Origin of the sequence: Pedobacter sp., assembly GCF_965249885.1 — a bacterium.
In the GTDB taxonomy this organism is placed as follows: Bacteria; Bacteroidota; Bacteroidia; order Sphingobacteriales; family Sphingobacteriaceae; genus Pedobacter.
Genome location: NZ_OZ252254.1, coordinates 373,635 through 386,366, shown reverse-complemented (window position 1 = coordinate 386,366; position 12,732 = coordinate 373,635). Strand labels below are relative to the sequence as shown.

Genomic DNA, 12,732 nt, shown 5'->3' with positions numbered 1-12,732 from the left:
GCAAAAATGAAATTCAATATAAATAAAATCGCGTTTGTAACAGTGATAACTGTTTTAATATTTGCCTTTTCCGCTTGCAATAATAATAAAGATGGAAATGGGCAAAACCAAGCGAAAGAAATTAATAAAGAAGCCCACGAAGAAGTACCAACCATTGCCACACTTTCAGAGGAGCAATTAAAGATAGTTGGAATAAAAATAGGCACAATAGAACAAAGGGAGCTGTCTTCAACCATCAAAGCAAATGGAATTCTGAATGTTCCCAATAACAACAAAGCCAATGCTACAACTTTATATGGTGGGGTGATAAGAACATTGAAAGTTCAACTAGGGGATTATGTTAGAAAGGGTGAAATAATAGCAACTATTGCCAATCCGCAGTTTATACAATTACAGGAAGAATTTTTGAGTGTAATAAGTAAAATAACTTTTGCAGAGCAAGAGTTAGCAAGACAAAAAGAGTTAAACGAAGGAAATGCTGGCGCAAAGAAAAATTTACAAAGTGCAACAGCCGAATTGAACAGCCTTCGTACTCGAAAAGCGTCTTTACATCAACAACTACAATTAATGGGCATCAATCCCAGCACCCTATCAAACAGTAATTTGAAATCTGCTCTGACAGTAATTAGTCCTTTAAATGGCACAGTAAGTAATGTTTACGCTAAAATTGGAAGTTATGTAGATGTTTCTTCGCCGGTAATTGAAATTGTTGATAACAGCTCATTACATTTGGATTTACAAGTATTTGAAAAAGATTTACCACAAATAAAAATCGGGCAAACTATTCATTTTAGATTGACAAATAATCCAACCACAGAATATGAGGCTACGGTTTTCAATATCGGTTCATCTTTTCAAAACGAGAGTAAAACTATTGCTGTACGTTGTCGTATAAAAGGTAATAAAATTGGTTTAATTGATGGAATGAACATAACAGGGGTTGTAAGCTTAAGCAATGTAACTACACCTGCTGTCCCCAATGATGCCATCGTAAATACTGATGGTAAATATTTTATTTTCGTACAAACCGATAAAAAAGCAGAAGAGCATCACGAAGAAGGAAAAGAAGAAGAAAATCATAAAAATGATGATAAAAATGAAAAGGAAGATAAGGCAAGTATAAATTTTGAAAAAATAGAAATATTGAAAGGGGTATCTGATATGGGGTATACCGCAATAACTTTTGTCAAACAAGTTCCTGCCAATCCAAAAATAGTAGTAAAAGGAGCATTTTTTGTAAACGCAAAATTATCTAATGCCGGAGAAGACGAAGATTAACCAAAAATAACTAAACGATGATAAATACAGATAAAAACCACAAGCATATTTATGATGCAAACGGCAAACAACTCTGCTGCACGGAGGAAAACAAAAACAATCCCCAAACAAATGTAGAGCAAAGTGCTGAAGATGTTTGTTGCTCAACGGATGAAAAAGTCAGCAAAAAGAGTAATGAACGAAGTAAAGTAATAGATAAAATTAGTGTTATTAGAATGTTTTTACCCGGAATTATTTCTTTGGTACTATTGCTAATTGCTATTTACTTAGACAATGCCTTGAAACCTGAATGGTTTCAAGGTTGGGTAAGAGCTGTTTGGTATATAATAGCTTATGCACCAGTCGGATTTCCTGTAATAAAAGAAGCTTTTGAAAGTATTGGTAAAGGCGATGTTTTTTCAGAATTTTTATTGATGAGCATTGCCACCATCGGAGCTTTTGCTATTGGCGAATATCCAGAAGGTGTTGCTGTAATGTTGTTTTATGCCGTTGGCGAAGTATTCCAAACATTGGCAGTAACAAGAGCTAAAGCAAATATTAAAATTTTGCTCGACCAACGTCCCGATGAAGTAACTGTTTTAGAAAACAATCAGCCAAAAATAGTAAAAGCAGAAAGTGTAAACATTGGAAATATTATCCAACTAAAACCCGGAGAAAAATTAGGATTGGACGGAGAATTGTTATCCGAAACCGCCTCATTCAACACCGCAGCACTTACCGGAGAAAGTAAACCAGACACCAAAACCAAAGGCGAAACTGTATTGGCAGGAATGATAAATCTAACGACCGTTGCACAGGTAAAAGTAACAACTGCTTATACTGATAGCAAGCTTTCTAAAATTTTAGAATTGGTACAAAATGCAACCGCACAAAAAGCACCAACAGAATTATTCATTCGCAAATTTGCAAAAATCTACACACCGATTGTTGTACTGTTAGCTATTCTAATTACAGCATTGCCCTACTTCTTTGTAGAAAATTATGTGTTCAGCCAATGGTTGTATCGTGCTTTGGTATTCCTTGTTATCTCTTGCCCTTGTGCATTGGTAATAAGTATTCCTTTAGGCTACTTTGGCGGAATTGGGGCAGCGAGTAAAAATGGAATATTGGTTAAGGGAAGCAACTTTTTGGATGTTCTTGCCAGCATACAAAATGTAGTAATGGATAAGACAGGTACAATGACGGAGGGCGTATTTAAAGTTCAGGAAGTTGTATTTGACAAGGCATTTGATGAGAAAGAAATTTTAGAAATGGTCAATGCTTTGGAAAGCCATAGTAGCCACCCCGTAGCAACTGCCATTCAAGAATATGTAGGCGATGTAAACCACAATATCCCATTAGAAAATATAGAGGAAATTGCAGGACACGGACTAAAGGCTAATGTAAATGGGAAAGAATTATTGGTAGGGAATTTTAAGCTGATGGATAAATTTTCTATTACTTATGACATAGACCCGAACAGCATTGTCTACACGGTAATCGCAGTGGCTTATGATAGAAAGTTTGTTGGTTACATTACCATTGCGGACAGCATAAAAGAAGACGCACAGGAAACCATAAATCTATTGCATAAGCTCAATGTTAAAGCTACTATGCTTAGCGGAGATAAAAGTACGGTTGTAAAGTATGTAGCGGAACAGTTGGGGATAGATAATGCTTTCGGAGATTTATTGCCTGAAGATAAAGTAAACAGAGTTAAAGAAATTAAAGCCAAAGGCGGAAGCGTTGCTTTTGTTGGCGACGGTGTAAACGATGCGCCTGTTGTGGCTTTGAGCGATGCGGGTATTGCAATGGGCGGTTTGGGAAGCGATGCGACCATTGAAACGGCAGATGTGGTAATACAAGACGACAAACCGAGTAAAATACCTATGGCAATCAATATAGGCAAGCAGACAAAGAAAATCGTTTGGCAAAATATAGCTTTAGCATTCGGAGTAAAAGCTATTGTACTAGTTTTGGGAGCTGGGGGCTTAGCGACTATGTGGGAAGCTGTTTTTGCCGATGTTGGGGTTGCCTTATTAGCTATACTAAACGCAGTAAGGATACAGCGGATGAAATTTTAAGATTAGAACATCCTAATGATGAATAAAACAGACAATTCGTAAGAAAGGCAAAAGTTATCAAATGTCAATTTGTCGAAGGAGAAGAAGAAGAAGAAAAGACCTTCGCTCTTTATGATACTTTTTGGGATATTTTTTAGCTCTGTGTCTTATTGCTTTGATATACATAAAATTAGACACTATTATATCTATCCCTATCACTAAAAATGGACTTATTAGTTCTGTATCGAGCAAAAACCAAAGTTCCAAAAGAGAAACCCGAAAATGCAAATTTCTTTCAAATATGACAGTATTTGGGCTTCTCTATTATTGTTTAAAAAATAGATTTAGGATAACGGATGGATAAATTTTATAACGAAACGCTGGCTAAGCTGGAAAACGAAATCAAAGAATTTGAGATTGAAGCAGACTGTTCGATAGAACGCATTGAAGCAGTTATACAACTTATTATCAAATGTTTATTCGACGTAAAAAAATATATTTTAAAAAGAGGATTTAAGAATGTTGATGAAGAAATTCGCTTTTTTAAATATCAAAAGCCAATTATCGTTTCAAAGCTCATCTATTATAATGCCATCTATAAAATCGAAACGAGAAGACCGTATGGAAATAAGCGTACCAAGAAATATTTTGTCAAAGAACTGAAAAAGCTAAAAAGGTTCTTTGAAAATAACCTTGATTTTTATAAGTATTACCGTAGCAATAATTCTTTCTTTGACGAACAATTTTTTGTACGTGGCAAGCACGATATAAGACTATGGTTAGACACTTTTTATTTTGAGGCAGACCATCGCTTTTCTACTTCGCACGATTATAAGGTTGCCAAGATAATTGCTAATGACCTGATACAGGTATATTTGGAAGACAGGTTAAATAACATCAACGTTAAAAAGGTTTCAGATAATTCGTTGATATGGACAGCAAGCAAAACTGCACTCACGGAACTCATTTATGCACTGTACTCCCACGGTGCATTTAACAATGGGAATACAGAAATAAAATTGATAGCCAAAACGTTTGAAGATGCCTTCAATATTGAGTTAGGCGACTTTTACCATACGTTTATGGAACTTAAAGCCCGCAAAATAAACCGAACGAAATTCCTCGACAGGCTGTGTGAAGCACTGATAAAGAAAATGGACGAACAAGATGAAAAACAGTAAGTATATATGTACACAGGCTTTATTCCTCTTGGCAAGAAGTCAGAGTAATTAAACTTAAATTGTAAATTTGTTTATTGCTTATGTATTAAATACTAAACGTAGTCAGTAAATAAATATGAATACAATCTTTATTAAAAATATGGTTTGCGACCGTTGCATTATGGTGGTACAAAACGAATTGGAAAAACTGGGATTAGATGCTAAAAATATAAAACTGGGCGAAGTTATTCTTTCCAAAGAAATAACATCTCTGGAAAAAGAGAATTTGTCCAAAACTTTAGAGCCATTAGGATTTGAAGTAATTGACGATAAAAAAGGCAGGATAATAGAAAAGATAAAGAACATTATCATTGACCTGGTACACCATCAGGATAGTGATGTAAAAACCAACCTTTCCGATGTATTGAGTGACAAATTGCATCACGATTACAATTACCTGTCCAATCTGTTTTCAGAGGTAGAGGGTACAACCATTGAAAAATACTTTATCGCCCAAAAGGTGGAGAAAGTCAAAGAATTGTTGGTGTATGATGAGTTGTCATTAAGTGAGATTGCGAACCGCCTAAATTATTCGAGCGTGGCATATTTGAGTAACCAGTTTAAAAAAGTTACCGGGCTAACACCAAGCCATTTCAAACAGATTAAAGAGGATAAAAGAAAACCGTTGGATAAAGTGTAAGTAAATCTTACAAATCAAATCCAAAATTTCACAACAGTACCCATAATTATAATAGCCAATTTTGCATTGTAAATTAAAGCAGGCAAATATGGCGACAAACAGAGAAAATATATACATTCCGTTGGAGGATGTAGAAAGCGAACACTGTGCATTAATCGTTGAAAAGGGATTGGCACAGGTAAAAGGCGTAGAAACCCATAAAGTAGAGCTGAACAACCGCAGGGCAGCGATTACAGTAGATAGCAATGAAACCGTAGGCGAAGCTGTTAAGGCAATTAAAGATTTAGGTTACGGAGTTCCTACGGTTAAAAGTGCTTTTCCTGTATTGGGTATGACCTGTGCATCCTGTGCGGGCAGTGCCGAAAGCATTGTGAAATACCAACCGGGAGTAGTTAATGCTTCCGTGAACTTTGCAACGGGCAATCTTACCGTAGAATATCTGCCCAATATGACCGATGCCTCCACCCTGCAAAAAGCGGTTCAGGGAGTAGGTTACGACCTATTGATTGAAGACGAAACCAAGCAGCAGGAAACGCTTGAAGCCTTCCACGAAAAGAAATTCCGAACCCTGAAAAACAAGACTATTTGGGCAATTATCCTTTCCCTGCCCGTGGTAATCATAGGAATGTTCTTTATGGATATGCCCTATGCAGACCCGATAATGTGGCTCTTTTCCACACCCGTTGTAATATGGTTGGGCAGGGATTTTTTTGTAAACGCTTGGAAGCAGGCAAAGCACCGTTCCGCCAATATGGATACGCTGGTGGCATTGAGTACAGGTATTGCCTACCTGTTCAGTGTTTTCAATATGCTGTTTGCCGACTTTTGGCATCAACGGGGACTGCACGCCCACGTATATTTTGAAGCGGCAGCCGTTATTATCGCATTCATCCTCTTGGGAAAACTGCTGGAAGAAAGAGCCAAAGGCAACACCTCTTCAGCCATTAAGAAGCTAATGGGCTTGCAGCCAAAAACGGTCATCGTGGTACAGGCCGACGGAACGGAAAAGCAAACCGCTATCGAAGACGTAAGCGCAGGCGATGTGATACTCGTAAAGCCCGGTGAAAAGATTGCGGTAGACGGCATGGTCATATCAGGCAATTCGTATGTGGACGAAAGTATGTTAAGCGGTGAGCCTGTACCTGTATTGAAAAAAGAAAAAGAAAAAGTATTTGCAGGAACGATTAACCAAAAAGGCAGCTTCCGGTTCAAGGCGGTAAAAGTGGGCAAAGAAACCATGCTTGCCCACATCATCAAAATGGTGCAGGATGCACAGGGAAGCAAAGCACCCGTACAGAAACTGGTCGATAGGATTGCGGGCATCTTTGTTCCCACAGTGATAGGTATTGCCATCCTGACATTTACACTATGGTTGATTTTGGGAGGCGAAAACGGGGTTGTTCAAGGTCTGCTGGCAGCCGTTACGGTATTGGTCATTGCCTGCCCCTGTGCTTTAGGCTTAGCGACACCCACCGCTATTATGGTAGGCGTTGGTAAAGGTGCTGAAAATGGCATTTTGATAAAGGATGCCGAAAGTTTGGAACTTGCCAAAAAAGTAAATGTCATCGTTTTGGACAAAACCGGAACCATCACCGAGGGAAGACCACAGGTAACGGGCATTAAATGGCTGAACCATGAGGTCACCGCAAAAGAAATCCTTTTGAGCATCGAAAAGCAATCCGAGCATCCATTGGCAGAAGCCGTAGTGAAGCATCTTGACGATGTAGCGGCCACCTCTTTATCCATGTTCGACAGCATTACGGGCAAAGGCGCAAAAGCAGACCATGACAACGAAACCTATTATGTAGGCAACAAAAAGCTATTGGCAGAAAACAACATTGCCATTGCCAGCGAATTACAAGACCAGGCCGAAGAATGGGGCAAACAGTCCAAAACCGTTATTTGGTTTGCAAACAGCAAACAGGCTCTTGCTGTAATTGCTATCGCCGATAAGATTAAGGAAACATCGGTGCAGGCTATCTGGGAAATGCAGGATATGGGCATTGACCTGTATATGCTGACCGGAGATAATGAAGCTACCGCTAAAGCCATTGCGGAGCAGACAGGCATCAAGCATTACAAAGCCGAAGTTTTGCCACAGCACAAAGCCGACTTTGTGAAAGAACTGCAAAGTAAAGGAAAGGTAGTGGCAATGGTGGGCGATGGTATCAACGACAGCACCGCATTGGCAACAGCCGATGTAAGTATCGCAATGGGCAAAGGCAGCGACATCGCAATGGACGTAGCCAAGATGACCATCATTTCATCCGACCTGACCAAAATACCGCAGGCAATACGTTTGTCCAAACAGACCGTAGCCACCATCAAGCAAAACCTGTTCTGGGCGTTTATCTACAACGTAATCGGCATTCCGGTAGCGGCAGGTATCCTTTACCCTGTTAACGGCTTCCTGCTCAACCCGATGATTGCGGGTGCGGCAATGGCATTGAGCAGCGTGAGCGTGGTCAGTAACAGCCTGCGGTTGAAGTGGAAGAAATAAAACAGTAAATCTCACAAATCAAACAAGAAATTACACAACAATACTGAACTGAATAGTACGGAAATTTGCATTATCAGATAACTCTAAAATTTATTAACAATGGAAAATAAACAATTTCAATTCAAGACGAACATCAATTGCGGAGGTTGTATCGCATCTGTAAAACCGCACTTGGACAAGGCAGAGGGTATCTGCCATTGGGAAGTGGACACTGCCAACAAGGACAAGGTACTTACAGTGAAGTCCGAGGGCATTACCGAGCAGGAAGTAATATCGACCGTGCAAAAGGCAGGCTTCAAAATTGAACCTTTGGACGCCTAAGCCAACAACTTTTTGAAATGCCCTTTTTCCGACCGAATTTTCTATGAGGTTGGGTTGCTGAAAAAGGGCATTTTATCAATTCTGAAAAAAGGCGATAGGTTATTGCGTATATGGCATTTTTTTGTCCATATAGCAAAAAAAAAAACGTAAAACGATATAAAAAACCAATCTAATTTGTAACTTTGTTGCGTTGAAAAATTATAGAATACATATAGGCATTTTGACATTGTTCTGTTTGGTTTTCTTTATGATGCCAAGTCAGAGCTATGCCTGTTCCAAAAATTCAACAAAGACCGAGCAGTCTTCCTGCTCAAAGGAGAAATCCAAAAAATCAGAACATAAAAAAGGTTGCAAGGGCAAATCCTGTAAAAAATGCAAAAGTGACAAATGCGGGGGCGGCTGTTCACACAGCTCTTGCAGGTGCGGTGCTTCAACCACTTCCCTAAATGTCCCAACCATAATCGAATTAAAGGCAAAAAATCACTTAGCAGCAGCTAAAAAGCAAAAATTCGGTTTCAAAGAAGCCTACTATTCTTCGGGCTTTTTCTCCATTTGGCTACCGCCTAAAATAAGCTAAAACTATGGCCTGATAGCCATAGGTGTGTCCTGTCAGAAGCTGTTCCGGCTTTTGCAAATCCCCTATTTGTATCATTTACTTAAAATTTAAAACAGAAACGGGTTTATCAATCCCCCGTTTCTCAAAATGTAATTATTATGAAATCATTATCAAAAATAGTGATGGTAATCGCCGTGTTACTATCATCAATAAACGGCTTCGCACAAATCAAGAATGCGAAAACAGAAACCGTAAAGATTTACGGCAATTGTGGTATGTGCAAAACCACCATCGAAAAAGCAGGTAACGTAAAAAAGGTAGCCAGCGTGGACTGGAACAAAGATACCAAGATGGCTACGCTCACCTATGACGGCGACAAAACAAATCAGGATGAAATCCTGAAACGTATCGCTTTGGCTGGTTATGACAGTGAGAAGTTCCGTGCGCCGGATGACGTATATGCTAAACTGGCTGGTTGCTGCCAGTATGATAGACCAGTGAAGACGGTTGCCAAAAACAAAGAGGCGGGAATGGACATGAATGCCGGACATGGCAATCACGACCATGGCCAAATGGCAGCATCCGCTAACAAAGATGCAGCCCAAAACCAATCACAGCTAAAAGCTGTATTTGACAACTACTTTTCAGTGAAAGACGCTTTGATAAAAACCGATGCGGCGACCGCATCTGCCAATGCCGCTGAATTGGCCGCATCCCTTAAAGCAGTCGATATGAATAAGCTATCGGCAGAGGAACATACGGCTTGGATGAAAGTGATGCAGGACTTGACGGCCAATGCGGAAAGCATTTCAAAATCAAAAGATGTTGCAAAACAAAGAAGTGCTTTTGCGGCACTTTCGGAAAGCATCTACACACTTGCCAAAGTTTCTAAACAGGACACCCCCATTTATTACCAGCACTGCCCTATGTACAACGGAAGTAAGGGAGCCAATTGGCTAAGTAAAGAGAATGCGGTTAAAAATCCATATTACGGCTCACAGATGCTCACCTGCGGAAGTACGGTCGAAACCATTAAATAACAGGTCTGAAAGCTATGGTACAGTACAATGACATGGTGCAGGCGCTTAAAGACCTAAGACAACGTGGGTACAGTATGGACTTTAGTCTGTTGCCGGACTGTCTGTACTGTACGTCAAGGAGCCTGAAACTAAAACCGGAGGATTTTACGGTTACGGAAACTCATAGGTTTGAAAGCCTCGACAGCAGTCCTGATAACAATGCCGTAATTTATGCCATATCGTCTAATGATAGTAAGAATAAAGGCGTACTTGTTGATGCCTATGGTACTTATGCCGAAGAAATGACCCATGAGATGGCAAAAAAATTAAGTGCAACATAACTTTTAAAACCCCTTGTTATGAAAAAATATACTTGTCCTATGCACCCACAGGTGCTAAAAGACGAACCGGGCAAATGCCCGCTCTGTGGCATGGCATTGGTTCCCGTTGGCGGTGCGTCAGTTTCTCATGAACACACATCAGAACATGGGCATTCCGGGCATTCTCAACATGGCCATGCTGACGAAAACTTTAACAAACATGAGGGACATCATACAGGTGATTTCCTCACTCGTTTTTGGATAAGCCTTGTCATTACAATCCCTATACTGCTCCTGTCGCACATGATACAGCAATGGTTAGGTTTCTCGCTTGCTTTCAATGGCGATAAATATGTGTTGCTGGCATTGGGTACGGTGATTTATTGCTATGGAGGCTTACCATTCCTAAAGGGAATGATTGGCGAGGTGAAAGCCAAAGCCATAGGGATGATGACACTTGTTGCTATCGCCATATCCGTAGCCTATGTCTATTCCGTAGCCGTTGTATTTGGCTTGCAGGGTATGGATTTCTTTTGGGAACTGGCAACCCTAATTGACATCATGCTGTTAGGGCATTGGCTGGAAATGCGTTCCCAAATGGCTGCTTCACGGGCTTTGCAATCATTGGTTGCTTTGCTGCCTAACGATGTCACGGTGGAGCGAAACGGAGAAGCGGTAAAAATAAAGCTTGAAGACCTGCAAAGCGGTGAAACGGCTATCATAAAACCGGGTGAAAAAATTCCAGCCGATGGATTGGTACTGGAGGGGCTTTCGTATATCAACGAGAGCATGCTTACCGGAGAAAGTGTTCCCGTAAAAAAGGAAAAAGACGGAAAGGTCATCGCAGGCTCTATCAATGGCGATGGTGCGCTGAAAGTCAAGGTAACAGCCGTGGGAAAAGACAGCTACCTGAACAGGGTTATCAATCTTGTGCAGGAAGCGCAGGCTACCAAGTCTAATACACAGAACCTTGCGGACAAAGTTGCCAAATGGCTCACCTTTATTGCCATTGCCGTTGGCATAGGCACATTTGCCTATTGGTATGCAAGCAGTGGAGATATTGCCTTTGCGCTTGAAAGAATGGTGACGGTGATGGTAACGGCCTGCCCGCACGCATTGGGCGTGGCTATCCCGTTGGTGGTCGCCATTTCCACAACGCTTTCGGCGACCAATGGCCTGCTCATCCGCAACCGTACGGCATTTGAAACCACCCGCAAACTTTCCACCGTCATTTTTGATAAGACCGGAACGCTCACCAAAGGTTCCCATGCAGTAGAAAAGGTTATACCGTTAACGGATGAATATAATGCCGATGAGGTTATCCAGTATGCTGCCGCAGTACAGCAAAATTCGGAACACCATATCGCCAAAGGCATTATGGCTACATTGAAAGAAAAGAGCCTTGCCTTATGGAAGTCTGAAAACTTCAGCTATATGCAGGGCATAGGTGTTAAAGGTGTTGTGAACGGGAAAAATGTCGTAGCTGGCGGCCCGAATTATTTCACCGAAAACCACCTTTCCCTGCCGGAAATACCAAGCGAAATCAATCAGGAAGCCGAAACGGTCAACTTTGTCCTCATTGATGACCGGGTAATCGGCATCATTACTTTGGCAGACAGCATCCGTGAAGGTTCGGCACAGGCGATTGAGGAACTCAAAAAAATGGGCATCAAGTCCTTTCTGCTCACCGGGGACAACGACAGGATTGCTGCTGCCGTAGCCGGAAAATTGGGTATGGACGGGTATTTGGCCAATGTGCTTCCGCATAACAAGCAGGAGAAAGTAAAGGAGTTTCAGGCAAAAGGCGAAATCGTAGCAATGACTGGTGATGGTGTAAATGATGCACCTGCACTGGCACAGGCAGATGTTGGAATTGCCGTGGGTTCCGGTACGGACGTGGCTGCCGAAACAGCGGATATCATATTGGTAGACAGCGACCCGAGGGATGTGGTCAAACTGATTGACTTCGGCAAACTTACCTACAAAAAGATGGTACAGAACCTGATATGGGCGGTTGGCTACAACGTGGTGGCAATACCGCTTGCGGCAGGCGTACTCTATCCGAATTTTGTTTTAAGTCCCGCTATGGGTGCTGTGCTGATGAGTGTAAGCACCATTGTAGTGGCTATTAACGCAAGTTTTTTAAAAATCAAAAAATAAATAAAAATGAAAAATCTAACATTATCAATCATTGCTGTTATCATGGCATTTGTAACAGTATCATGCAATCAGGCATCCAACAAAAACGAGCAGTCTTCAAGTGATACTGCTGTTGTATCACAAGAACAGTCAGCTTCCCAACCAAAAGAGGATGATACGGTAGCTGCGCCCGTTGTGAGTGAAACTCCGAGCGGTCAGGAAGCAAAAGCAACAGGAAAAGAAGAAGCAAAAAACTTTTCTATTGCGCCCATAGTTACCGATTATCTGTCCTTAAAGAACGCCCTTGTTTCGGACGATGACAAAGCTGCCGCCAGTTCAGGGAAAAAGCTGTTAGCTACCCTGAATAAAGTGGACATGAAAGCCGTTCCTGCTGATAAGCACAAAAAGTACATGGACATAGCGGACGATGCTAAAGAACACGCAGAACATATCGGGGAAAATGTTGGCAACATTCACCACCAGCGGGAACATTTAGCCTCGCTTGGCGAAGATTTGAAAGACCTGATTGATTTGTTCGGTACATCGCAAACATTGTATCAAGACCATTGCCCGATGTTCAATGACGGTAAGGGTGCTGTTTGGTTTAGCGAAAACAAGGAAATCAAAAACCCTTACTACGGCTCTAAAATGCTGACCTGCGGTAAGGTGGAAAAAACAATTAACAGCAAATAAAATT

At 41.0% G+C, this 12,732-nt stretch carries 10 protein-coding genes; all 10 read left to right on the top strand.

Going from position 1 to position 12,732, the window contains the following annotated elements:
- The first annotated feature begins 6 nt into the window (after positions 1–6).
- The 10 genes from ACY2A0_RS01610 to ACY2A0_RS01565 all read left to right on the top strand — a co-directional run bounded on the left by ACY2A0_RS01610 (position 7) and on the right by ACY2A0_RS01565 (position 12,728).
- Entirely contained in the window at positions 7–1,278 is a 1,272-nt protein-coding gene (locus tag ACY2A0_RS01610) for an efflux RND transporter periplasmic adaptor subunit (protein WP_115405115.1), read from the top strand.
- Positions 1,279–1,295: 17 nt separating this feature from the next.
- Positions 1,296–3,341, top strand: a complete 2,046-nt coding sequence (locus ACY2A0_RS01605; protein ID WP_461787870.1) for a heavy metal translocating P-type ATPase — start codon at positions 1,296–1,298, stop codon at positions 3,339–3,341.
- 335 nt (positions 3,342–3,676) lie between these two features.
- Positions 3,677–4,501 carry an RteC domain-containing protein gene (locus ACY2A0_RS01600; RefSeq protein ID WP_002981101.1) on the top strand — a complete coding sequence of 275 codons (825 nt, stop codon included), beginning with the start codon at positions 3,677–3,679 and terminating at the stop codon, positions 4,499–4,501.
- Positions 4,502–4,616: 115 nt separating this feature from the next.
- A complete protein-coding gene (locus ACY2A0_RS01595) occupies positions 4,617–5,180 on the top strand; it encodes a helix-turn-helix domain-containing protein (RefSeq protein WP_024566623.1) in 564 nt (187 codons plus the stop codon).
- Positions 5,181–5,268: 88 nt separating this feature from the next.
- Entirely contained in the window at positions 5,269–7,680 is a 2,412-nt protein-coding gene (locus tag ACY2A0_RS01590) for a heavy metal translocating P-type ATPase (protein ID WP_461787869.1), read from the top strand.
- Between the two features lie 99 nt (positions 7,681–7,779).
- Positions 7,780–8,001: a heavy-metal-associated domain-containing protein gene (locus tag ACY2A0_RS01585; RefSeq protein ID WP_002981097.1), complete on the top strand. Its 222-nt coding sequence runs from the start codon at positions 7,780–7,782 to the stop codon at positions 7,999–8,001.
- 714 nt (positions 8,002–8,715) lie between these two features.
- The gene (locus ACY2A0_RS01580; protein WP_461787868.1) at positions 8,716–9,597 is read left to right on the top strand and encodes a DUF3347 domain-containing protein; all 882 of its coding nucleotides are present in this window, start codon (positions 8,716–8,718) and stop codon (positions 9,595–9,597) included.
- Positions 9,598–9,611: 14 nt separating this feature from the next.
- Positions 9,612–9,917 carry a hypothetical protein gene (locus tag ACY2A0_RS01575; protein ID WP_013407366.1) on the top strand — a complete coding sequence of 102 codons (306 nt, stop codon included), beginning with the start codon at positions 9,612–9,614 and terminating at the stop codon, positions 9,915–9,917.
- An 18-nt stretch (positions 9,918–9,935) separates the two neighbouring features.
- Positions 9,936–12,056, top strand: coding sequence for a heavy metal translocating P-type ATPase (locus ACY2A0_RS01570; protein ID WP_047094736.1), 2,121 nt, complete (start codon positions 9,936–9,938; stop codon positions 12,054–12,056).
- Between the two features lie 6 nt (positions 12,057–12,062).
- Positions 12,063–12,728: a DUF3347 domain-containing protein gene (locus ACY2A0_RS01565; RefSeq protein ID WP_002993266.1), complete on the top strand. Its 666-nt coding sequence runs from the start codon at positions 12,063–12,065 to the stop codon at positions 12,726–12,728.
- Positions 12,729–12,732: the final 4 nt, after the last annotated feature.